Origin of the sequence: Vibrio sp. D417a (genome assembly GCF_030248595.1) — a bacterium.
GTDB lineage: Bacteria > Pseudomonadota > Gammaproteobacteria > Enterobacterales > Vibrionaceae > Vibrio > Vibrio alginolyticus.
In genome coordinates this window covers 237,923-262,386 of record NZ_JAHGAM010000001.1, presented here as the reverse complement: position 1 = coordinate 262,386, position 24,464 = coordinate 237,923, and the positions used below count along the sequence as shown (strand labels likewise).

The 24,464-nt window shown below is 44.9% G+C and carries 19 protein-coding genes and 1 pseudogene; 7 read left to right on the top strand and 13 right to left on the bottom strand.

The window, feature by feature from the left end:
• Positions 1 to 362: 362 nt before the first annotated feature.
• The 4 genes and pseudogenes from KI742_RS01235 to KI742_RS01220 all read right to left on the bottom strand — a co-directional run.
• Positions 363 to 1,241 carry an alpha/beta hydrolase gene (locus KI742_RS01235; RefSeq protein WP_042523228.1) on the bottom strand — a complete coding sequence of 293 codons (879 nt, stop codon included), beginning with the start codon at positions 1,239 to 1,241 and terminating at the stop codon, positions 363 to 365.
• Between the two features lie 32 nt (positions 1,242 to 1,273).
• Positions 1,274 to 3,217 carry a TonB-dependent receptor domain-containing protein gene (locus KI742_RS01230; RefSeq protein ID WP_033906196.1) on the bottom strand — a complete coding sequence of 648 codons (1,944 nt, stop codon included), beginning with the start codon at positions 3,215 to 3,217 and terminating at the stop codon, positions 1,274 to 1,276.
• Positions 3,218 to 3,368: 151 nt separating this feature from the next.
• A complete protein-coding gene (locus KI742_RS01225; RefSeq protein ID WP_017819843.1) occupies positions 3,369 to 4,322 on the bottom strand; it encodes a LysR family transcriptional regulator in 954 nt (317 codons plus the stop codon).
• Between the two features lie 196 nt (positions 4,323 to 4,518).
• A pseudogene (locus KI742_RS01220) lies at positions 4,519 to 4,842 on the bottom strand (IS1-like element transposase); the annotation flags it as partial.
• A gap of 394 nt (positions 4,843 to 5,236) precedes the next feature.
• Here KI742_RS01220 and KI742_RS01215 point away from each other — a divergent pair.
• On the top strand, positions 5,237 to 6,841 hold the full coding sequence (locus KI742_RS01215) for a S8 family peptidase (protein ID WP_042523230.1): 1,605 nt from the start codon (positions 5,237 to 5,239) through the stop codon (positions 6,839 to 6,841).
• Positions 6,842 to 7,101: 260 nt separating this feature from the next.
• Here KI742_RS01215 and fabG read toward each other — a convergent pair whose 3' ends face one another.
• The 4 genes from fabG to KI742_RS01195 form a co-directional block, all read right to left on the bottom strand.
• A complete protein-coding gene (gene fabG, locus KI742_RS01210) occupies positions 7,102 to 7,821 on the bottom strand; it encodes a 3-oxoacyl-ACP reductase FabG (protein WP_042523233.1) in 720 nt (239 codons plus the stop codon).
• Positions 7,822 to 8,121: 300 nt separating this feature from the next.
• Positions 8,122 to 8,916 (bottom strand): metal ABC transporter permease, encoded by a 795-nt coding sequence (locus tag KI742_RS01205; protein ID WP_005373725.1) that lies wholly within the window; start codon positions 8,914 to 8,916, stop codon positions 8,122 to 8,124.
• Positions 8,917 to 8,918: 2 nt separating this feature from the next.
• Positions 8,919 to 9,863, bottom strand: coding sequence for a metal ABC transporter solute-binding protein, Zn/Mn family (locus KI742_RS01200; protein WP_213906692.1), 945 nt, complete (start codon positions 9,861 to 9,863; stop codon positions 8,919 to 8,921).
• Positions 9,853 to 10,995: a hypothetical protein gene (locus KI742_RS01195; RefSeq protein WP_017633595.1), complete on the bottom strand. Its 1,143-nt coding sequence runs from the start codon at positions 10,993 to 10,995 to the stop codon at positions 9,853 to 9,855. The genes KI742_RS01200 and KI742_RS01195 overlap by 11 nt, the downstream gene beginning before the upstream one ends.
• A 208-nt stretch (positions 10,996 to 11,203) precedes the next feature.
• Between KI742_RS01195 and KI742_RS01190 the strand changes: the two genes are divergently transcribed.
• On the top strand, positions 11,204 to 11,875 hold the full coding sequence (locus KI742_RS01190; RefSeq protein ID WP_285384951.1) for a cupin domain-containing protein: 672 nt from the start codon (positions 11,204 to 11,206) through the stop codon (positions 11,873 to 11,875).
• A gap of 73 nt (positions 11,876 to 11,948) precedes the next feature.
• Here KI742_RS01190 and KI742_RS01185 read toward each other — a convergent pair whose 3' ends face one another.
• Positions 11,949 to 12,188, bottom strand: coding sequence for a YdcH family protein (locus tag KI742_RS01185; protein WP_005373737.1), 240 nt, complete (start codon positions 12,186 to 12,188; stop codon positions 11,949 to 11,951).
• 232 nt (positions 12,189 to 12,420) lie between these two features.
• Here KI742_RS01185 and KI742_RS01180 point away from each other — a divergent pair, with 232 nt between their 5' ends.
• Entirely contained in the window at positions 12,421 to 13,458 is a 1,038-nt protein-coding gene (locus tag KI742_RS01180) for a DUF4382 domain-containing protein (RefSeq protein ID WP_130546407.1), read from the top strand.
• A 79-nt stretch (positions 13,459 to 13,537) separates the two neighbouring features.
• On the opposite strand, the gene KI742_RS01175 is transcribed toward KI742_RS01180, so the two are convergent.
• Positions 13,538 to 14,434 carry a LysR family transcriptional regulator gene (locus tag KI742_RS01175; RefSeq protein WP_213903226.1) on the bottom strand — a complete coding sequence of 299 codons (897 nt, stop codon included), beginning with the start codon at positions 14,432 to 14,434 and terminating at the stop codon, positions 13,538 to 13,540.
• 80 nt (positions 14,435 to 14,514) lie between these two features.
• Positions 14,515 to 15,384 carry a GyrI-like domain-containing protein gene (locus KI742_RS01170; protein ID WP_005387011.1) on the bottom strand — a complete coding sequence of 290 codons (870 nt, stop codon included), beginning with the start codon at positions 15,382 to 15,384 and terminating at the stop codon, positions 14,515 to 14,517.
• Positions 15,385 to 15,509: 125 nt separating this feature from the next.
• Between KI742_RS01170 and KI742_RS01165 the strand changes: the two genes are divergently transcribed.
• Positions 15,510 to 16,658 carry a PLP-dependent aminotransferase family protein gene (locus KI742_RS01165; RefSeq protein ID WP_017819834.1) on the top strand — a complete coding sequence of 383 codons (1,149 nt, stop codon included), beginning with the start codon at positions 15,510 to 15,512 and terminating at the stop codon, positions 16,656 to 16,658.
• A 409-nt stretch (positions 16,659 to 17,067) separates the two neighbouring features.
• Positions 17,068 to 18,096, top strand: a complete 1,029-nt coding sequence (locus KI742_RS01160; RefSeq protein ID WP_262640821.1) for a hypothetical protein — start codon at positions 17,068 to 17,070, stop codon at positions 18,094 to 18,096.
• A gap of 68 nt (positions 18,097 to 18,164) precedes the next feature.
• Here the strand turns inward: KI742_RS01160 and KI742_RS01155 are convergent, their stop codons facing one another.
• On the bottom strand, positions 18,165 to 18,491 hold the full coding sequence (locus tag KI742_RS01155; protein ID WP_025767966.1) for a DUF4156 domain-containing protein: 327 nt from the start codon (positions 18,489 to 18,491) through the stop codon (positions 18,165 to 18,167).
• A gap of 224 nt (positions 18,492 to 18,715) precedes the next feature.
• Here KI742_RS01155 and KI742_RS01150 point away from each other — a divergent pair, with 224 nt between their 5' ends.
• Both KI742_RS01150 and KI742_RS01145 read left to right on the top strand, forming a co-directional pair.
• Complete coding sequence (locus KI742_RS01150) at positions 18,716 to 19,426, top strand: lipoate--protein ligase (protein WP_262640820.1); 711 nt, start codon at positions 18,716 to 18,718, stop codon at positions 19,424 to 19,426.
• Between the two features lie 285 nt (positions 19,427 to 19,711).
• Entirely contained in the window at positions 19,712 to 21,280 is a 1,569-nt protein-coding gene (locus KI742_RS01145; protein WP_285384953.1) for a DEAD/DEAH box helicase, read from the top strand.
• A 106-nt stretch (positions 21,281 to 21,386) separates the two neighbouring features.
• Here KI742_RS01145 and KI742_RS01140 read toward each other — a convergent pair whose 3' ends face one another.
• The gene (locus KI742_RS01140; protein ID WP_276431529.1) at positions 21,387 to 24,266 is read right to left on the bottom strand and encodes a Six-hairpin glycosidase-like protein; all 2,880 of its coding nucleotides are present in this window, start codon (positions 24,264 to 24,266) and stop codon (positions 21,387 to 21,389) included.
• Positions 24,267 to 24,464 lie beyond the last annotated feature (198 nt).

Here is a 24,464-nt window from a genome sequence, read left to right as displayed (position 1 = left end):
TCTATTTGTTGATGAAAAGTAGCAGCTAAGGTTGAACGTAACTAAGAGCGAAGCGGATCTCGATACCTCATTTCAAACAACTTGAAAGGCTGTTAAGACGAGATAAACGACCTTCATTTTCTGTGAAGAGCGCTTTGTTGTTCTAATTCAAGCTAACGAAACACTTTTTTGGACAGAAGTACGTTAGAATACATACCCTAAAGTAGTCATAGATTTATTCAACCACTGCCTGAAAATGGGCCAGCCGCTCCCATTAATCAGAATGATAAAATGCCCAATAGAGATACATGAAAAAGCCAACTGTAATCACAGTTGGCTCAGTATTTCCCCTTGAACTTTTAAGCCTTATATTGACTAGAGCGTTAGTTCGGAAAGTGTTTATTTAAGAAGTCCAAAACATGAGTAACGTACTTCTCGGTATCAAAGACAGGTGCACTGTGTCCTACACCTTCTTCAATGAAAAGTTGGTTGGTAACTCCATGCTCATCAAGCTTAGCCTTAAGTATCTCACTTTGAGATAGAGGCACTCGCTTATCCAAGGTGCCGTGTAACTGTATATATGGTGGAGTATTTTCATTCACATAACTCGTCGTTGATGCTTTCTTGGCAAGCTTTGGAATATTGTTTGGAATATCTCCTAAGAAACGAGATACAGACGATTTTTTGCTGGTTTTCTTGCCACCTTTATTACTTAACTCAAGTAAATCGGTAGGGCCAAAAAAGCTTACTACGGCTGAGACCTTGTACTTTGGTGGCTCATAGAAATCTACTTGGTTGTATGCCGAGTTAGTCGCACCAATAAAGCCAGCGAGGTGCCCGCCAGCAGAGCGTCCCATTATCACAACATTGTCCGGTTTAATACCGAGCTTTTCAGCATTGTCGTACAAATAGTTCAGTGCATCATTAATGTCTTGTACTGGTTGAGGAAAGATCGCTTCTCCACTTAAACGATAATCAACTGAAGCTAGCGCATAACCTTCATTCAACACAGACTGAAGTAATAATGGGTTCTTTTCTGGGATGGCGTCTTTGCTCCCACGTTTCCATGCACCACCATGTACCCAGACTAATAACGGGTACTGAGTATTTGATTCAACCGAAGGAGTATAAAGATCGAGTTTAATCTCTCTTTCACCTACAGTTTTGAACAAGATATCCTTCTCTACATTGAACTCCCCAGCCAAACAGACAAAGGGCATAAGTAGCAGAGAGGTCATCGCAGACTTAATTTTCGTATTCATTGTTTTGTTATTCGCTTAAAAAAGTAAGTAGATTAGAAAGTCGCTTCAGCAGCTAACCAGTAGCGTCGGCCATCTTCAATGTAGCCAAACTCTTCCTCTGTGATTTGCTCATCGAACAAGTTATAAACCGCTGCCATTAACTTCACATTCTTAGTTACACGCCAGTTCACACCGAGATCCACGTAAGTAATAGAAGGTGCCAACGTTCTTGTGCTATCACTAGTGATGTTGTTTTTCTCTTTGCCTTGATAGTTCATGCGGGCCCATGAAGCAACATCATCACGCACTGCCCAATCACCATTAAGTGAGAAGATATGTTCAGGTGCTTGTACAAGAGGCAAGCCATCATCATCGTCATTAGTGTTCTTTTCACTACGAGTATACGAGTAGGTTGCACTTAGTGTAATTGACTCTGTAATACCCTTAGATACGGAACTTTCTGCACCATAGCTGTTCGCATCATCAATGTTGACGTAAGTGCGGTCGCAACTTCTGCTATCAGTACACGTCGGATCGACAAACTCACTTTCGATCTTGTCTTTGAAGTCGCTGTAAAACAAAGTAATGTTTGCAGAAAGGTCTCGCTCATTAACGTAATACAGTCCCATCTCTGTATTGATGGAGGTTTCTGCTGTTAAGTCTGGATTACCGTAAATAGAACAACGCCCTCTACAGCTCTCTTGAACCCACTCTTCGTCCATTTGTGTCAAACTAGGTGCTCGATAACCCGTAGACACACCACCTTTTAGCGTCCAACTAGGGTCAATAGACCAGACCCCGTAAGCTCTTGGGCTAAATTGCCCGTCAAAGATCTCATTGTCGTCGTAACGTAAACCAAGGGTGAGAGCGAATGTATCCGTGAGATACCACTCGTCCTCAGCAAATACTGCCCATTGCTTGTTTTTAGAGGTCAATGACAGTTTATTATCAGTCAGATCCTTTTGCTCGAAAGATGCGCCCAGTGTTAAGTAGTGAGCATTAAGAGGCAGACCCCATTGCGTATTAATTTGACTATTCTCGACTTCTTTATCTGCACCGATATTTTTTACTGTTTCATTACTGATAAATGAAGAACTTGTACCCCAAGAGTAGTTTCCGTCGTGGCTAAAACCAATAGATTGGCGTTCATATTCTCGTACTGCAACTTGAGACTCTCGCTCCACTGATTTACCTAGAGTGGTCTCTCGCTCTTGGTTATGATTGGTGAACTCCAGAGTAAAAGTGTCATCCGAGGTAGGTGTGAGGTACAAAGAAGCTCGATAGTTGTCGAGTGTCTTACCTGCATAACCACCTTCAATTTCATCTTCTTTTCTTTCCTGATACAGTCCAGTCAAAGAAGTACTCAACAGACCATCAATGACAGGGCCAGCAAGGTAAAGCTGCCCTTGATAGCTATTTCCAGATTTTGAATTTTCTTGAAGCGTCGTTTCTGCACGCAAGCTTCCGTGCCACTCTTGATAATTTTTACGCGTAATAATATTAATCACACCCCCCAAAGCATCAGACCCATAAAGGGTTGACATAGGGCCACGTACAACTTCAATACGTTCAATTGCACTCAACGGGGGAAGCCAGTCTTGTTCAGTAAACGTACTACCATTAGTTTGAGTTTCTCGACCAGACTGCTTCCTGCCATCAACAAGAATGGCCGTATATTGAGCAGGCATACCTCGAATTGAGATATCTTGGCCATCACCACCTCCTGTAACGGTTACCCCAGGTATATCACTTAAAGCATCAGTCAAATCTTTATATGAGCGATTTTCAAGTTGCTCTCGGGTGAGAACACTTATTGTTGCTGGCGCTTCTGTGACATTCTGTTCGTAACCAGAGGCTGTAACCACTACGGTTTCCATTGCTGTTGTATTGATACCAGTCTCAGGTAACTGGTCATTTGCAACAACGACCATAGGTACAGTAATACAAGCAGAAACAACTGATGTAGAAAATAGAGAGTATGTGAAAAGAGGCTTCATATTGAATAGGCTTAAAATGTAATTGCATTTAATAATTATTATCAATTAAACCTGATTATCATAATCACTGACAAGTTAATCACTATCGAGAAAAGAGAATATCACTATCCAATATACGAATAGTTAACCACGAATTACCCGATATAAGCATTTAAGCTAAAGTATCGGTTCCAACATAGAGCTGTTTAAAGATCTCTCGTACCCATTCACACATAGGATCATCGTTAAAGCGTTTGTGCCAATATAGGAAGACTTCTTGAAAGTCCAACTGTAGCTCGGCAGGTACTTCTCGAACGATCAAGCGAGGGTCTTGACAAGCTGCCTCTGCAAAAGGTGTCGGTAGATGAAATATAATCTCAGTCTCCGCAGCGATACTTGGAGCAGAACTAAAGTTATTCAGTTGCACTGGCGCTGATAAACGCTTTTTTTTGTTCGCTAACCCTAGCTCTTGGTATTTATGCTCAAACGACAATCGCTTCTCACCCTGCAAAGAGACTTGTCCAAAGTCAAATTCGGCCAAACGCTCTGGAGTTAGCTCTAAATCGGCCAGTGGATGATAGCGGCTCATAAGCAAACGGAAAGTACGCTTAGCAACAACCATTCGATAGATATTTTGCTCAGAGCTTGGCGGTTGATGAGAGGAAAGTGCGAAATGAACATCTCCAGCCACCAACGCATCAAAATGACGTTTTGGTGCTGAGTCCAAACTGACCTTAAGGTTTGGAGCCTCTTGCCGAATCTTAGCGATAACCTTAGGCATTAAGGTATTAATCTGAGGAAGAAGGCCGTAAACCTTAACGGTGCTTGATACAGTGCTCGGATCAAACGAGTCTCTATGGGCAAGTTTTTCTAAACTGGTAATCACATTATTGATGTCTTGCCTTACTGACTCTGCTTTTGGAGTCAGTTCATAGCCGTATTTCTTGCGCACCAGTAATTCGTCATTAAAGAAAACTCTCATTTTTTGCAGTGCTCGACTTACCGCAGACTGGCTCATATTTAAAGCCATAGCGGTGTTAGATACATGCTTCTCTTCGAGCAAGTGCTTTAAAACAAAGAGCAAATTCAGATCAATTTGAGATAAGTTCACGTCAATACCACCCATCAAGCTTCCAGTAGGTGGTATAGTACATAAATCTCTAGAGTTTGTGGTAAGTGTTTTCGATACTACAAGGCACTATTGAAACACAAGTCTGGTAGCAGGACAGTTTCCGTGCTAACACGAAAAGGGGCAAAAGTGTGTTTCAGTTCTTAAATGGGGAAGTGTTTTCCTCATATACCTCAACCAATACAGCTAGCCTTTCAAGTTTACAAATTAGTCTTATATTTGCTTTATCGAAAGGCATTGAGGTTACTTACCTTGGCGAGATTTTTTAAAGTACTCAATACTGTGTTGTATACGACATTCAACACTTGTACTGTTTCCCTAACGCCAGAGCTATTCATTGACATATCAACAGTTTTTTCTTTTACATCTGGCTTGCGGGCTTCGTAAACGTAATCGAGTTAAAGCTCTTTCGACACTCGATACATCTGGAGCGAGGAGAGCCAGAATGCCCTTTTCCATGTTCACGAACGGGCTCTGTTTTATTACAGAAACGATATTGAGCTTGGATAGTAACCATGAGTTAAAAACATCAGAAATCAGGTGGCTATATTAACATCTATCAACCGATTTGAGTTATGACCAATAAAAGGATAGTTAGGTTTTTATTGCGTAAATTATCGGTAAGATGAAGTCATATAACAGGCAATATTTCAGGTGTGTAGAATTATTCTATTTTAGGGATTTTGCTCTAAGTCTAAATGAATCTTTGCATTTCAATTTCAATAAAGCTTGGTTATTGATCATGTTTCTGAGTATGCGAATTATTATCAGTTATGCATATGATTGCTCATTGTCTAGTTTGACTTGTGTAACGTCACTTCAGCACGCACTACGCTGATTGTCTGTGTTTTCGTGTTGACAGTTTGGTACTAGGTAAAAATCAACAAGACTATGATTTCGAGGAACATTTTATGTTAAAGAAACTACTAAGTTGTTGTATCACCTCCGCACTCTGTTTTCATTCTTCTCTCGCTTTTTCGCAACCCAATGAGATTGCGGACAGTGCAGAGTTACAACAAGCTCCGGACATATTACCAGCCACATTAATGCTCGCACCGGACGAGATCGCCATTGCAGATCGCTACATAGTGGTATTTCAACAACCGCAAATGATGGCGAGCAACTCAACGGAATTCGAGCAATTCACGCAACAATCCGTAGACCGCATGTCTGGTTTGTATTCGGTAAAAGTGGAGTCGGTTTTTGACCACTCGATAAGTGGATTTGTCGCTAACTTGAGTCCTGAGCAACTAAAAGATCTGCGTTCTGATCCTCGTGTGGACTACATTGAGCAAGACAGAATCCTATCGCTTGACCCAATAGTCTCGGCAGACGCAAATCAAACCAATGCCATTTGGGGACTAGACCGAATCGACCAACGAAACTTGCCACTCGATAACAACTACAGTGCCAACTTTGATGGGACTGGGGTAACGGCTTATGTCATCGATACTGGTGTGAATAACGCGCATGTTGAGTTCGGTGGTCGCTCAGTTTCAGGGTATGACTTTGTCGATAACGATGCAGATGCAAGTGACTGTAATGGACACGGCACACACGTAGCGGGCACCATTGGCGGCAGCTTGTATGGTGTTGCGAAAAACGTCAACCTTGTCGGCGTGAGAGTATTGAGCTGTACCGGATCGGGTTCTACTTCTGGTGTTATTGCCGGTGTGGACTGGGTGGCTGCGAACGCTTCCGGACCTTCAGTCGCCAACATGAGTTTAGGCGGCGGTCAATCCGTCGCTCTGGATAGTGCGGTGCAAAGTGCGGTTCAGTCAGGTGTCAGCTTTATGCTAGCAGCAGGTAACTCCAACGCCGATGCGTGTAACTATTCTCCAGCACGCGTTGCTTCCGGAGTAACTGTCGGATCGACCACTAGCACGGATGCACGTTCGAGTTTTTCAAACTGGGGCAGTTGTGTGGATGTATTTGCGCCAGGTTCACAAATCAAATCTGCATGGTATGACGGTGGCTACAAAACCATTAGTGGCACTTCGATGGCGACGCCACATGTGGCGGGTGTAGCAGCATTGTATCTTCAAGAAAACAGTTCACTGTCTCCAAGCCAAGTAGAGGCCTTGATCGTTAGCCGCGCAACTAGCGGAAAAGTGACGGACACAAGAGGCAGCGTGAACAAGCTACTTTATAGCTTAACGGATGCAGATTGTGGCCAAGACTGCGGTGGCCCAGACCCAACACCGGACCCAGAAGGCAAATTAACCTCGGGCGTGCCAGTAAGTGGTTTAAGTGGTTCAACTGGTCAAGTAGCGTATTACTATGTTGATGTAGAAGCTGGGCAGCGTTTAACCGTACAAATGTATGGTGGAAATGGTGATGCGGATTTGTATCTCCGTTTTGGAGCAAAACCAGCACTGAATGCATGGGACTGCCGACCTTTCAAATACGGTAACAATGAAACATGTACGGTCAGTGCGACACAAAGTGGACGTTATCACGTCATGATTCAAGGTTACTCAAACTATAGCGGTGTCAGCATTCAAGCGAGCTACTAGTTATTCTTCTCGTTACTAAAAGAGAGCAAAGCCCGCTTTTCGGTGGGCTTTTCTTTTGGGAATACTGTGCTTTAGGGAATGCAGTGTTTAAGAGGAGACGCCCGACGCTATTCAAACGTATTGGCCTTTTGCTTCAAAAACTCAACTCGAAGCGAAATCGAAGCTTTCTATTAGTAGTACTCACATAAGTCGGGTTCCTCAAACAAAAACGCCCTTCATATAAGTAAAAGGCGTTTTTATTTTGGGTTTTGATTAACGAGCTATAATACCAACCCACCGTCAATCTTGAGCACTTGGCCTGTGATGTAGGCGCTCTTGTCTGAGGTTAGGAAAGAGACGCCATTGGCAATATCTTGAACTGAGCCCATGCGCCCTAATGGGGTTTTGCCTTTCATCATTTGAATGACTTTCTCTGGCAGGTTCTTGGTCATGTCGGTGGCGATAAAGCCTGGCGCGACACAGTTGACGCGTATCTGTGCACCCTTTCTTGAAAGTTCTTTCGCCCAGCCTTTGCTCATTGAGATGACGCCGCCTTTACTTGCGCCGTAGTTGCTCTGGCCGATATTACCATCCGTTCCCACTATAGAAGAAATGCTAACAATACTGCCTGTGCCCTGCTCTAGCATGACAGGAGCAACACGTTGGGTGAGTAAGAACACCGCTTTTAGGTTCACGTCGATCACGCTGTCCCAGTCTTGCTCTAACATGTCTGGCAACAGTGCATCTCGAGTGATGCCCGCGTTGTTAACCAGAGCATCGATTCTTCCGTGCTGCTCTACAACACTTTCTACCACTTCACTGACAGCTTCGGCATCACACAAGTTGACTTGATAACTGCTTAGCTGCGCCGACTGGCTCCATTCCACGGGCGATATGTCTAGCCCGATTACGTGGAATCCATCCTCCAGTAATTGCTCACAAATCGCTTGGCCAATACCACGAGCCGCACCAGTGACTACTGCTACTTTTTCCGGTTTCATCTTGGTCTTCCTTAAATGTTGAGATTACAAATTCGCTTGTATCCCTAGCGTTTTTTGTTTTTATGCCTAGTCGCGTTACAGCTGCGCTTCTCATACGCAGGGTCTTTTATATCTTATAAAAACTATAGAAACAGTCTGGGAGTCGAATGTGAACTAATCAAGGCAACTTGATGACTATGGCAAGATCAACGTAAGAAAGTGTGTTGGAAGGCGCAAAGTTACACGATTGGAGGACTTGGATAGAAAAGTATTGGTCTGATTAATCAAATACTACTTCATCAGACCAATATTACTTGTCTCTTAATCTCTTACAAAAGCTGGTTTTGTTATTTTCACCAGAAAAGGCTGAAGCAAGAGATTAAACAACATGCCAGCAATAAACAGGGTGATCACAATACTCGCACCACTCGGTAAGTCATAGCGAGCCGATGCGGCAATACCCGATAAGATCCCAACAATACCAATGCTGATACTAGCGACAAAGAATCGAGTTCCCTTCAATGCTGCCGCACATAAAGCTGGAATAACCAACAAAGCAAATTCTAAATAAATGCCGGTTAACTTGACCGTAATGGGCATCAGGATTGCAAAGATCAGATAAAAACCACTACCGCGCATAAACGCAGGTTTTAACCAAACCAATAGCAACATCGCAGCGGTAATGAGTGCCAGAGGCCAAACGTCTGCCCAAGTCGCCCATAACAATTGCCCATTAAGAATGCCTTGAATAAAGTCTCCGCCGTGTGGGTCTTTACTCACCAGCAGGATCGCCAGCGATGCAGACACGACAAACAAGCTGCCAATCATGGGCTCTAAATGTTGCTGGTATCGTTTCTCCATTAAGGCAATCAAACCGCAAAGCATCAAAGACATCACCCAAGGGCCAATCATTTCGCCAAAGAATGAGCCTGAGAACAGCGCGTATTGGCTCAACCAGTAGTGGCTTAGTGCTGCCCCCAATGCCGCAACTTGCGCCACCGCCAAATCTATAAAGATGATCTGACGATTAAGAACTTGTTGCCCCAGAACGATGTTGCCAACCAACGCAATTAAACCACACAAAACCGCAGGTAAAAGCCATGCATAATCCGCCATACTTAGATCCTCACAGGAACGGGCGGCACTAACACATCCAGTAAATCATCAATGACCTGATCGTACATCTCATCCAAGCTTTCACCCTCAGAAACGGTCAATGGCAGTTGAATCACAGGTTTGTCAGTATGATCTTGCAACCAGTTCGCTGGACGCTGATCCTGATGAGAGGAGTAAACAATCGCATCAAAACTGTCGGCATTTAACTTGGTGAGTGATTGCAGGTGAGATGTGGTCGGTGAAATGCCCGGTTTAGGTTCGAGATCGGCAATCTGCTTCATTCCGAGCCAATCGTACAAATAACGATACGTCGCGTGATAACCGACAACTTGCTTACCCTTTAAAGCAGCCCCTTTCTCATTCCATTCTTTAAGCTTTTTACGCCAATGAGCACGAAACTTCATACCATTCACTTGGTAACTTTGTGCGTTGTCGGGATCAATCGCTTTTAGGCGCTCCGTGACTTTACGAGATAATGGAATCATGTCATTTGCCGCAAATTGAACATGTGGGTTACCGTGAGCGTGTATATCTCCCATGCTACGGTCAACGTGAGCATGAGTATCTAACATGCGCACGAAGTCCGTCGCGTAGATCATGCTCGGCGCACCATTTTGCACCGCCGCATTGCTGCTACGAACTTGCAGCATAGGTAACCACCCCACCTCTAGCTCTGCGCCCGAACACATTGCCATGTCCGCTTGGCGCATCTTCGCAATCAAAGAAGGACGAGCTTGTACGTAATGTGGGTCTTGCTTAGCCGTTGTCGCTGAATAAATACTGGCATCTGGCGCGTGGCTTTCAAGAAAGGCTTTCCATTCTGGCTCACAAACGAAAATGTTTAGAGCCGAAGCAGGCGAAGCAGGCGAAGCAGGCGAAGCAATGATGGCAGCTCCTGCCGCCATCATCACCAAACTGCATTTATTTAATGTCAGCTTAGAACGCATGAGCACCGTGCGCTCCAAATGTCATCACGTATTGCAGAGTGAACACGTTGTCTGTCTCACTGTCTTGGTTATCAATGCGAGTGTATTGCGCACGGATAGTACCGAAGTGAGAAGAATCCCATGCGATCATCGCATCCATTTCTTTATCATTCAGCTCAGTAAAATGCATGTGGTCGCCATGTGCATGACCATCGTAGCTTTCTGCTTCGCCGTAACGTAGACCTGCTGACCAGCTTGGGTTGAAGCGATAAACACCCGAAACATAGTAAGCGCTTAAGTTGTCTGGTGACTCTGCATCGTTTTTATATTTGCTATCTACCACACCGTCTAACAGCATGTATTCAGCCGATAGCGTGAAGTTGCTGTATTTGTAATTACCGTCTGGTGCCCATTTCCAAACAAAATCAGCACCGTAAAGGTTCGCACCTGTCACTGCTGCGCCATGATGGTGATCGTGCTCATGCTCTTCTTCATGACCGTGGTCGTGATCTTCGAATTCTTTAACCTTGCCGTTTTCGTTACGCAGGTAACTTAAACCAAACTGCCAACTTGAAGATTCGGAGAAGTCACTACCAAGCTTCAGCGTCGTGGTGTACACGCCAACTTCAGAACCATCTTCGACAGAAGACATTTTGCTACCACTGAGCGCTTCTACACCAAGTTTTACATAAAGGTCGGTTGGCAACACGATGTTTGCACGTACACCATCATCGTAGTAGTGCGAGCCAAGGAAAGTACGATAAGCAATTGGACGCTCAACAAAGCTATCGGTGTGCATGTGTTGGTTGTTCAGGTAACCAAAGTCAGATAGGAATCGGCCAGCGCGCACGTTTACACCATATGGCAATGCCAAAGTTTCGATGAATGCCTCTTCAAGCTCTAATTCTGTCTCATCACCATGACTTTCAAGAACCGCGGTCAATGCGCCGTAAAACTTGTCGTCGATATTTGATGAGAAGTTTAATTCCGTATGGCCTAGACCAAAGCCTTCTTCGCGCTCAGAATTATGACGTTGGCCATCTTGGTAGTAGCCATCAACAACAACACCAATCTGTGGGTTCGATAGTGTGTCGGCAAAAACAGGGGATGCAAAAATGCTACCGATCACGAGAGACACCAATTTCTTATTCACTACTATTTCCTTTTTGTTATGTTATAACATTTAATTTTGCGATGTTATAATATAACAATTCTCATTACACAAGCAGAAATTTAAATTAGGCTCCGATTTCATGTTCGTACCCAATCCATGAATTGGGCTATCAACAAATGAATCAATTGATGTTTTTTATACGTATACTAATGAGAATTAGTAATTAAATAAGTAACGGAATTTCAATATGTTGAATATGGATTTTTCAAAAAGAATCGTGATAGATACTGCTCAACAGGAGTGGATCGCCAGCCCTTCCAAAGGTGTGTGGCGCAAACCTTTGGAACGAGAAGCCAAAGAATCAGGGCATACCACCAGCGTCGTTAAGTACGAGCCAAATTCGCAGTTTTCGACTCATCCTCACCCTCAAGGAGAAGAAATATTGGTGCTCGAGGGGGTATTCTCTGACGAATACGGTGACTATCCTGCCGGCACTTACCTTCGTAACCCTCCAGGAAGTCAACACGCACCATTTAGCAAAGAAGGCTGTGTGATTTTAGTTAAACTAAATCAGTTCGAATCTGAGGATCTTGAAACAGTTCGCATTAATACAAACCAAGCGAGCTGGCAGAGTGGTGTCGGTGGGTTGCAAGTCATGCCGCTGCATAATTTTGAGCACGAACATGTCGCATTGGTTAAATGGCCAAAAGGTAAGAAGTTTCAACCACACCGTCACTTTGGTGGTGAAGAAATTTTTGTGTTATCGGGGGAATTTAAAGACGAGCTAGGAACCTATCCTCCCTACTCTTGGATACGCAGTCCACATATGAGTGAGCACTTTCCTTTTGTAGAGCAAGAAACGGTCATTTGGGTAAAAACAGGCCACCTGCCACTCCAAGCTCCTGCTCAGCAATCCTAATGTTGGAATACTTGGCATCGTCCCTTGAAACTAAAATCGGCTCGTAGATTACGAGCCGATGATCATTGCGTCGCTAAGAACCCATAATTCTCGAGTGGAGCCAGTCTTTGAGCTCAGCCCGGTTATGTTTTAACACGTTCATTTCGTGATCATCAATCGGGCTTCCTTGAAGTTCTAGTACGCGGATTTCCTTATCTAAAGCATTGTAGTTTTTAACGGTTTCAGCAAATGATGCATCGTTTTCGGTAAGCTGAGTAATGGTATCCAAATGTTCTGGAAATTCATGAGTTAATGAGTGATTTTCACCTAACATAGAGACCTCTTGGCTAGAGTTGTTGATGTATTTATCCGCTCATTTTTTGAGCGACACACTTCTAACCATAGCACTTCAAATAGCACAATATCGTCGATTTGAGCACACTTTTACTGAACTTCTTAGTCATGGTTTATCACTCTTTTAACCGCGCGACTCCGCTCGTTATTATTCTGTGTTTTATCAATAATCGACTACATTTAATACACTTCTCATAAAAAGGTACATCTAAATGAACAGCATGAAAATTGGCTTGATCAGTGCGTCAATAACAGTTGCGTTGATTGGCTGTAATTCAGACAGTGACTCTGTCAGCACAATGACTCCGGTTACCTTGTCTGTATCAGATGCCCCCATTGATGACGTATCAGAAGTGGTTATCGCATACAACAAAGTGGCATTTCTCCCTTTGGATGGTGGTACACCACAAGTTTTTGATGTGTATAAAACCGACGAAGACGGAAATTTCGTTGACGAAAATGGTAATCCTCTGCTCGATAATGAAGATCCAATACCATTAAGCGTTAACTTACTCGACTTCCAGGGCAGTAACGCTCAAGAGTTAGTGGACGACGAGCTGATACCCACTGGCAATTACAAACTCTGCGTGTTTGCGAATGATGGCGATCATCCGGATTATCCATCCTATGTTGTTGATGAAGCGACCGGCAATCAAATACCACTGACCGTAAAAGGTAATGGGGCTTGTCCGCAGGGGGTCGGAAAAGATCCGAATTCTGGGGTACTGTTCTTTAATGATACCTTCGCAGTCAACCCTGACAACAACGAATTTGTGGTGGAGTTTGACCTGCGTCGTGGCTTAAAAGACGGAACTGGGCAAAACGAGGGCTACAGTATTCAGCGCACCTCAGTCACTTTAATTAACACGGTTACAACGGGTGAAATTCAGGGAGATATCGCAACATTAACCTACCAAAACTGCGAAACGGATACCCCAAGCGCAAATGGGTATGCACACGCGGTCTACCTATATGAAGGAAATATCGCCGAAGAGAACATGGGGCCATTTGCAGGCGCAGAAGGCCAAATAATGCCAATCGCAGCGGCGAACGTAGTGGAAGACATTGATGAAGCAAATTACGAATATGAATTTGGCTTTGTAGAGCCCGGTACGTACTCCGTCGGCTATACCTGTACCGCAAATGACGATTCTGTAGATGGTATTGTTGCAGGTGAAACCTTTAGCATTTATCAATCTACCAGCGGAATTAGCGTCTTTGTTGGTACCGATACAAACGCAGACTTTTAATCTCTCTAACACTGCAGACCCTGCATGGGTCTGCTTTTTTGCTATTCCAACTGAGCACGGATTATGGTCTTTGTGACTTTTAAACCTCTTCCCAATAAGGTGGCGTGCCATAGTATTCAGCAAAGTAATCAATAAAGGCACGCACCTTAGGCGCAATTAAACGAGAGCTTGGGTACACAGCCCAAATCCCAGCATCCATCGCTAAAGGGTGATCTTCGAGTACTTCCACTAGCTGACCACTTTGTAATTCTTGATAAACACTCCAAACCGAGTTGATAGAAATACCTAACCCGTTTACCGTCGCGTCTCTCATCGCATCACCATTATCGGTTTTAAAACGACCAGAAGTTCTTACATTGAACATTCCATCTTTTGTATTGAATGACCAATTATTCATTCCAACTAAGTTAATACATTCATGATTCTTCAAGTCTTGGGGCTTGTTAGGTCTCCCAAATTGTTCAATATAATCTGGTGATGCAACGATAATACGACGATCTGGCGCAAGCTTTCTTGCGACCAATGAAGAATCTTTCAACTCAGCGACACGAATGGCGACATCAAAACCTCCCTCAACCAGATCAATAATGGAATCAGAAAATCGGCAGTCCACGGTTAACCCTGGGTAACGCGCCATAAAACCTTTTAATGCGGGCACAATATGCAAGCGACCAAAAGTTGCAGAGGCGGTTATACGTAATACTCCCGTTGGCGCACTCTGCCCTGAGCCAACAGCTCCCCTTGCTGCCTCCACTGTTGCAAGGACCTCCTCCGCGTGAGGTAAAAAAGCCTGCCCTTCTTCAGTTAAGGAAACTTTGCGTGTGGTGCGATGAACTAAACGAACTCCTAAGCTGTCCTCAAGTTTGTTGATGTGCGCACTAGCGACAGCAGGAGAAAGTCCAAGCTCCTGACCAGCCATGCTGATGTTGTGTGTCGAAGCCAAACGGACAAATAGCTTTACATGATCGATGTTCATTTAATTTTCAATTATTTGTAAAAAATCATCATATAGAGCTTAGCATTTTATTCCTTACGGATAGTAAATAAAGACTCCAATTAGAAAAAGCTGATGGGCAGATAGAAGTCCAGCTCAAACGCCTCATCATGGCTAAGGAAATGGTTTTTATGATAGTGAACATAAGCGGGAGTAGAACGCTGCTTAAAGCCTGAATTCGGCAACCACTTCTCTAACACCATACTCAATTGAGGAAGAAGCTCTCCATATACCCCTGTTAAGCGAAAAACAGCATGCAAACCACCCGGAATCGTCATTTGATTCACGACACCGCGTACTTTAAGCGGCTTATCAATCGCCATACAAGCTACATAGCGGCACTTATCGAGCTCAACCCAAGCGGGGTTGGAGTGATGCAAACCGTATTGAACCGAAAAGTCCCGATTCTCAGAGCTTGCCCACGCCTTCAAAATCAGCCACGCATTGCGAATGGAACGGCTATAACCCTCATGCCGCACATAAGCCGCAAAGCGTTGTGGAACCTCCATAATTTTAGGTTCTGGCAACTCGCGTTTAGCAACCCGATGATAACCCGCAGCCACTTCCGGATCTTTTAGATACGGCTTTTCTGCGACTTGTAAATCATGTTTTCGCCACGCGCCAGGAGACATAGCGAACGTTGCTTTAAACGCTCGGCTAAAAGAAGATACCGAGCTAAAGCCGCACTTGTTAGCAATGTCTAACACCGATGAGCTGGTATCAAACATCAGTTGATTGGCGGCGTATTCCATTCTTGTGCGACGGATATATTGATGGACAGACTCCCCTACCACATCTTTAAAAATACGATGGAAGTGCTGTTCAGAATAGGCTGCTACATCTGCTAGCTCTTTAGCCGATAAATCTCTGCTAATGTCTTGGTGAATGTAAAACAGCACGTCATTGATTCTGGAAACTTGTTGATGGCTCACGGAGTAAACTTTCGCTCAAATAGCATAAATGGACATGTTTAACAGCATAAATGGACACACCAAGCTTGGCAATTTACCTATACTATTTCTGACATAAAAAAAGACAATTACGAGAAGCACAGCACATGGAAATCGCACAGTCATTACAACAAACTAAGTCATCCTACATCCGAGAGATCCTCGCAGCAGCGAGCGATAAGAACGTCATTTCTCTTGCAGGTGGCTTGCCGGACGAAAAAACCTTCCCGATCGACTTAATGAAACCGACGCTCGAAAACCTCGCGAATATGCCAGAGGTGTTTCAATACGGCGCAACAGCAGGCTACGCCCCGCTACTTAACTTTTTGACCGATTATTACCAGCTGCCGGAATCTCATTTGGCTATGATCACAACGGGCTCTCAGCAAGGGCTAGATTTGATTGCGCGTGCGTACGTGAATCCGGGCGATAAAGTGGTGATGGAAGCACCGAGCTACCTTGGTGCTATGCAAGTATTCGGTCTAGTGCAAGCCAACATCGTGACCGTTTCACAAACCGAGTGTGGTCCAAACCTTGAAGAACTCGAACAATGCTTTGCCACGCAGCAACCAAAAATGTTCTACGCCGTACCCGATTTTCACAACCCAACGGGCGTATGCTGGGCGCTAGAGACTCGCCAAAAAGTTGCCGAGCTTTGTATCCAATACGACGTGGCATTCATTGAAGACGCACCATACCGCGAGCTGCGTTTTTCTGGTGAAGCACTGCCGCTAGTTTCGGATTTCTGCCCGCAGCACTCCATCGTATTGCGCTCTTTCTCCAAAATAGCTTCACCAGGCTTGCGTATTGGTGTAGTTACGGGCAAGAGTAGCTACCTTGAGCCACTCATCAAAATTAAACAAGGTGCCGATCTGCACTCTAGTATTCCTATGCAAGCTTTGCTGCATGGTCTACTGCAACATGACAACTTCGAAACGCACATTTCAACCATCTGTGCGCTTTACAAATCACGTTACGATGTCATGTTTGCTGAACTGCAAAAACAGCTGCCAGAAAGTTGCGTACTCAAACCCGTCGATGGTGGTATGTTCGTTTGGGTCGAAATTCCAGAATGCGACACCTTCGAACTGGCGAAAAACCTTCTCGCAAACTGGGTTGCCGTAGTGCCGAGCCCGGTCTTTTATCCAGAAGGTTCAAAGGTAAAAGCCGCTCTGCGTCTTAACTTTACCAATGCTACACCAGAAGAACTGACGACAGCTGTCTCTCGACTCGCGGATGTCCTCAACACGTTGTAATTGAGCGCGAGTGTAAGAACCTGCCTTTGAGATTCGAAAAAGTCTCAAAGGCAGCATCAAAAAAGTTCCCCAAAAAATTTATATTTTTCCTTCAAATCAACTCTCTACAGTAAGTGCCTGTTTTCTCTTGAACCTCTCACTCATATAAAAATGAGAACTCAATCACGTATTTGATGGTTAGAAAAGTTACGTCTATCTTTCAGTCAAAGACATCAACTTCGCAGCGTTAATGCTCTCAATTTCAGACACTTTATCAATCGTGGCTTAGCGGTTGATAAACGACTAAAAAAGCATCTGTGGGCAGACCCACTACGAAGGGTTGACCAGAACCATTCTGAATGTCGCGAGCCAATCTTTTGATTGGCAATTACGTCAGTGAATCGCACCAAATGACAGAGGGGTTATCAGGATGAATACTCGAACCACGACAGGACTCGTCACCATCGGCTGGTCCGTTACACTTTCACTTTTTACCGCATTCGCCGTGTATGCCAATACGTCGCCAAACTGTAGTGACGTATTAGCGGGCAACACAACCGCCGCATCGCAAAAAATGATGGTTCTATTGGGCGAAGACATCACCAAATCCAACCGTATAACTACGGTGATTCCAGCCGAAAACAATCCATTTGTGACCGAAGAACTGGTTTCGGTTTCTAACGACGTATCGCCAAACGGTCGTCTTTCACAAAAGAGTTTGGAAGAGATTCGGAAAGTCCGCTCAAATCTAGAGAAAGCAGCACAGGAAGTAAGCCGATTACAGGGCACTTTTGAAGTGGCTTTCATCAGTTTGATTGATGGTTACTGCCAATTTTCTAATCATAAACGTACTCAACATGCCAAAATCGACTTTGACCATTTGGAAGGCCTCACTTTGTATTCAATCCCCGCTTTAATAGCAATGGTCGATCAGTCGTACTACATGGCAAAGAATCGAATCGCTAATGAGCAGAAACAGTTAAGCGACATTGAAAAAGAGAAACAGAGGCAGAAACATCAAGCAACTGCGGCGGCAGCCGCTCGTTACCAAGACGGTAACGTACTCGTAAGAGTCGAGAACTTTGATGGCGCTAATGTGACATTTTCCGTTACTAACATTGGATCACAAGGATCATTACAACCAAATTTCAACACGTTTAATGCATATCGCACAGAAAGTGGAGAATTAATCTACAAGTCAGAATCTTTATTACACCTGGCGGATACTGCAGGTAACACACTTGAAACAATGGGTATCGCTGAGCTCTCATCACAAGGTGGAAGTGACATATCGATCTCTCCTGGAGAAACCCGAAAATTCGTTACTAGCATTGCTTCAGAAGTCGCGCCACATACGCAGTTGAGCTTAGAGTTTCCAGCCAAAGTGCTTAATACCGAGCGAGACTTTACATTGTCGTTCTCTGATACATCAGCGGTAGCGACAGCAAACGTTAATTAACGCAAAGTCTCCAGTATTTGTAGAACGCATCAAAGACAGGCGAGCAGCGCCTGTCTTCAAGCCAATAGCTACTGTTTACACTTGTAAGCATTTGCAAACATCGTCACTGACGTAGAAAAGCTCAACGGTTGATATAAGTACAAGGTATCTGCGCCTAAATCCGCCGCCTTGATGCGCATTTGGTTTAGCGTCCCCCAAACCATGTCTTTATCGGCGTGAAGCCAATAGTCGTAAAAGTGGCCTTCTGAGCCGATCACGGTACCCATTAGTTCACAGTTTTCAATCGCATTCACATTGTCCCAAAGCACCTGTACTTGCTCAGATTCTTGAGTTGGGAACGTCACACATCCCGTTAATGATGCCGCTAACGCGAGAGTCATCACTCGCTTTTTCATACTTATATCGCCAAAAATTTTCATAGATGGCAGATTTTATGAATGGCTGATGTGATGACTAGCAAAAACTTTTTATCGCGTGTTCAAGCAGAATTAATGGACAACGGAAAAGATCCAAAAGGTGATCATGCAGCTAGCGAGCAAAAGCCTAATCACTCAGACCTAGCAATAAAGCTGTATCTGAGATACAACAGTAACGATTAAATAGCCGCGAGGGATAGAGTTTGGTTGTTAAAAATAAGCTAATTCGCTACACAGCTACGGAAGTCGCTGATGCATTTGACAAAGAAGATGAGCTCATTAAACAAGTTCAGTCCAACCAACTCTCGCAAGTGCTATTGCTTTGGCAAGTAAAAAACCCAACGCTCGTGCTTCCCGCGGGTAAGAAATGGCCAGTGTCTAATGAGTTAGAACATACGTTAAATACGTCTGGCTGGAAACTCTTTTCTCGTAAAACCGGTGGTGCCCCAGTCCCTCAGGTGCCAGGTATTATCAATCTATCCCACATTTACCACTGGCCAGAAGGCAAGCCTTACAACATCAAAAAAGCGTATCTCGATTTATGTGCGATATTAACGGTTTTCTTTGAACAGCTCGGCGTGAAAGTGGATGTTCATGCTACACCGTATTCCTACTGCGATGGCGAGTACAACCTCAACATTGACGGGCAAAAAATCGTGGGAACCGCGCAGCGCGTTTTACTTAAAAAAGGCGGTGGACAAGTGGTGTTATCACAAGCATGCATTCTGATTGATGCCGACGTCGAGAAGATTGTCGTACCAGTACGAATGTGTAATCAGCTTTGCGGTCATGACGATGATATTCGTGGTGATGTCCACACACCGCTCTTCCATCATATATCCGACCGCCCATCGGTAGATTCGCTCTTTCAGCAATTGACGAGTGCGTTTTTAACGCATGCAAAAGCGGAGTAATGAAAGGATCAAGCGTCCCCCTTGCTCCGAAAAGCATTCGATAAACTCAAACTGCATGCCGTGATAACGATGTAAGAATGGGCATCGCCAACGTAAAACCATTCAATCGATCGATCAAACCAGTTATCAGTTTTGCCTGCCAAAAAGAAATGAGATCCAGTTCAAATATTTATCCATGACGGAATTAGTTGAAGCCTGCGCGTAAAAGCCTCAGAATGTCGCACTTTTCGTACCGATTTGTTTTCGGCGCGTTGTTATCTAACTCTACAATTGAGAATCATACATATGGGTTTTACCTCGTTAGGTCTATCTGCTCCAATCCTTAAAGCTATTCAAGAGAAAGGCTACGACACCCCTTCGCCAATTCAGGCAAAAGCAATTCCTGCTATTTTGGAAGGGAAAGACGTAATGGCAGCAGCGCAGACTGGTACAGGTAAAACTGCAGGCTTTACGCTACCGATTCTTGAGCGTTTATCGAACGGCCCTCGCGTTCGTGCTAACCAAGTTAGTGCACTTATCCTGACGCCAACACGTGAGCTTGCGGCTCAGGTGCAAGAAAACGTGTTTATGTACAGCCGTCACCTTCCACTAAGCAGTGCAGTTGTTTTTGGTGGTGTGAAGATCAACCCGCAAATGCTGCGTCTTCGCAAAGGTGCGGATGTGTTGGTCGCGACACCAGGGCGCCTGATGGATTTGTACAACCAAAATGCGGTGAAGTTCGACCAACTGGAAGTGCTAGTGCTGGATGAAGCAGACCGTATGTTGGATATGGGCTTTATCCGTGACATTCGTAAGATCCTAGCTCTGCTACCAAAACAGCGTCAGAACCTACTTTTCTCGGCAACTTTCTCGGATGAAATCCGCGACCTTGCGAAAGGCTTGGTGAACAACCCGGTTGAGATTTCAGTGAACCCGGCGAACTCGACGGCGAGAACGGTTGAGCAAAGTATCTACCCTGCAGACGTGAAGAAAAAAGCACCGATGTTGGTTAAATTGATCAAAGACGGCGATTGGAAGCAAGTGCTGGTGTTTACGAAAACGAAACACGGCGCAAACCGTCTGGCGAAGTTCCTGATCGAACAAAATCTACCGGCTGCTGCCATCCACGGCAACAAGAGCCAAGGCGCACGTACCAAAGCACTGGCGGATTTCAAATCGGGTGAAATTCGTGTGTTGGTCGCGACGGACATTGCTGCGCGCGGTATCGATATTCCGCAATTACCGCAAGTGGTGAACTTTGAGCTACCGAAAGTGGCAGAAGACTACGTTCACCGTATTGGTCGTACTGGCCGCGCGGGCGAAGTAGGTAAAGCGATTTCACTGGTGTGTGCGCTAGAAGCATCTGAGTTGTTTGCGATTGAACGTTTGATTCAAGAAGTACTACCACGTAAAGAGTTGGAAGGTTTTGCGCCAACCAATGTGGTGCCAGAATCTAAACTGGATACGCGCCCAATCAAACCGAAAAAACCTAAGAAGCCGAAAAAACCAAAAGCGCCAAATGCTGCGGGCGAAAACGCTCCGGCAACCGAAAAGAAAGCAGGCAATGGTGCAAACAAACCTAAACGTCGCTTCAACGGTGGTAACAACGGCAACAAAAACAGCACCAACCAGGGCGGTGCGGGCAAGCCTAAAGGCAACCGTGAAGGCCAAGGTCGTGCAAACAGTAAACCAGATGACCGTAAACCTAACGGCAACAAACCAAATAGCAATAAACCGAGTGGAAATAAACCAAACGGTAATAAGAGTGGCAACGCTGGTAAACCGTCTGGTAACCGCAAGCCAAACAATGCTAAGCCTGCAGGAAACAAACCGTCAGGTCAGCGCCGTAAACCTCGTCCGCAGGCTGCAAACTAATCTGTAAACGGCCACCGATAGCAAATACAACAAAGCCGCTGATAATCTCAGCGGCTTTGTCTTTCTTAGAACACAGTTTTCTAGAACACTGCTTTGTTAAAACAGCCTACATTAAAGGTGTGATTCGAATATCTGCGATTTGCGCTTCGTTTTTTTCACCCTCAATACCACCAGCGTAAATGTAGGTTTCATTCGATTTGAGGTAACTCATATTGAAGTGGTCCTTCAACGCGATCTGATAGGTTTTTCCCTGCTCCAACGTCACTTCTATTGGCGTTGAGTAACGCATACCTTGGTTTTCACCAATATGGCCCATCTGCAAGTAACCTTGATCAACCACTTTACCTGCATCATCCAATACCTCTAACAGTTTCACGGTGTTCGTGATGCCAGTATTAAGTTGCCCTAGGTTATTGTTGTACCAAGCATCAAACTGGTAAGTGCCCGTTACAGGGGCTGTAAACGACTCTGAACCTTTTACAACGCCACTCTCTTTGCTCACCGTAACCACTGAGATATTGTCTTTGAGTGGCTGATATTCGCCATCAAGTTTGATGCGGATCTCTTCACCGACACAAACTGGTTGGCTTGGGTTAGAACGGAAGCCTTTATCGTTAATGCTTTCAGCCAAATAACAAGCAAAACCTGTTGGCGTATCGGAATAAGATTGAGCAATCACGTTCTTTTGAATCAGCTCGCCATTGCGATACAAGTTCACGTTGTACTTGCTCGTCACGTCAATCGAAACCGAATTATCAACGCTTTTTACCACCAATGTTGGCTCTTGCGGAGAATATACGCGGCTATCTTCACTCACATACGGTTTCACCCCAGAAACTAAAGTAATGCTACTATCTACATTCACAAGCGCGCCCAGTGTCACGTGGAAATGCCCCTCTTCGTCCATCGTGACATTTTCAACTGGGTAGTAACCTGTTTCATCTTTGCTTACTTCAGGCAAGTCAATCGTTACCGAGTAGTTCTTTCCTTTGAAGGCAAAGTTTTCCAACGTGATTTGTTCAGACTGAGCCAACAAATTATTGCGCACCCAACTTGTGATAAATGGCTTCACTTCCAACTTACCTGTTTCGGTATGGATGCCGAATAGGGTCTCTACCACCATGTTCAAGTAGCCACCCACAGACCAAAGCTGACGCTGAGAGTTAATCACTGGGCCATCCAAGCTTGGATCTTCACCATGATCACTATGGATGATGAATGACTTACCAGAAAGCCACTCTAAGTTTTCCATGTTGGATAAATTAGTTGCCGTACCACGAACCAACGATTGAATGGCATTGTTCACTGCTGCCACGTTTTGTGTTTGATGCGCGGCGCGCAAGCTGTACGCGGTAACAAATGGCCAAATTGCGCGGTTATGGTACACAGGCACGTCCGGTTGCTGAGGGAAGTAAACCGGCACACCAAACTCACTGTGTGGGTAATTGGCCATGATTTGTTTCGCCTGCGCATCACTTGCCACACCACTGATGATCGCAAGTGCTTCGCCCAACATGTCATATTTGTCGACCGCGATGTCTTTGCCATTATCAAACAAATAACTTACGTACATACCGCGTTCGGCATTCCAAAACTGCTCGTTGATAGCGGTTTTTAGCTGTGCAGCCCAATCGGTGTATTTGACCGCGTTGGTTGAATCGTACTTCTCTGCCAACTTAGCCGCGAGCTGAATCGCGCGGTAGTGAACCACGTTTGTCGATAACGCTTTGCTGCTACCAATCGTATTGACATCGTTTGGCGTCCACGTTGAATACGTTTGCTCACGCCAATCGAGGAATGATTGCTCACCAGTGTATAAACCGGATTTCGCATCAAAAGCCGCCAGGCGATCGGCTTCAAGTGTATTGCTGATCGCTTTGTAAGCGCGCTCAGCAAATTGGTTGTACTCTTCCCCATCCAATGCCGAAAGTAAGCGTTCTGCACCAAGCGCCCAAGTCGTGCGGTCGGTACTGATTGGCCAACTGCCGCCCGTGCCCGTGTCTTGCACAATCTGCTCGCCATCGTATTGCTGATCGGTCGTGTCGCGGAAAGCAGACAATTTGAAATTCAAACCATTTTGCACGCGAGTTGGATTCATCAATGCAAGCGAAAGGTCTGCTGCGTACGCCAAATCACGCGTCCATACGTAATGCCACTTCGCGCCCGTTTCAAAAACTTCCGCTTTGATTGGGTTGTTGTAGTTGTAATTGCCGTCTTTGATTTCAGAAACGGCAAGCTGGTCTAGCTCTTTCATCGTCAATGCAAACAACGCGTCAAACGCGACATCACCCGACACCACTCGCGGCCCTGTTTGCTCATTAATCACTAAGCCTTGGTCGAGCGCATCACGCAATTCTGTCGTCGTTGAAATACCAAATTCACGCAGCTCCGCTTTAGGATCTTTCACCGAGAAAATCACGGTATCACTCGAGTCATCGTAATTGGCGAACAGTTTCACTTCTTTGCTCTGATGCCCTTCATGCACCATTGCAGGGTCGAGAATCGCATCAGAGTAGTATTTTTCCGCTTCTTCTTGCGTTGCTTTCGTCACAGTCATTGTCGCGCGACTTTCATCGGTAAAGCTCACAGAAAACTTGTAATACCCTTTGTCTTCAAACGTGATCTCAGAGTTGCAATCATCGTTCATACACGCTTCATTCGTGTCTGGTTTTGGTAGGTACTCCTGAGCTTTATCGAACGCCGCGGGCTCCTCAAAATAGGTGTATTGGATCTGCCAACCCGGATCAGCAATCTTGAACTGATTGCTACCTCGAGCGACGCGCAGTACGGTTTCGTACTCGTTATTACCCAAATAGTTTAGCTTGGCATGCTCTGCCGTGCCCCAATCCCCATTTAAACCACGTAAATATAAGTCGGCTGAAATAATTGGTTTGTCGACTGACACTGGCGCATCAGAGGAATCTGACCCACATCCAGCAAGACCAATACAAGACGCGACAGCAAGCGCAATAAAACTCGGTTTCATGTTCATCCCTTAGATTGTTGTTTTGGTGACAGTCTAAAGAACACCTTTTTGAGGGGAAAATAGGAAGTCAGGAGCGAGCTATAGATAACATCTATACGTCAGACCCCAACAGTGATGTAGATCTATGAAATGCGCATAATTTCAATCAAATGAGATTACAGATTTGTGATTTATAAATGAAATTGTGCAAAATACCCC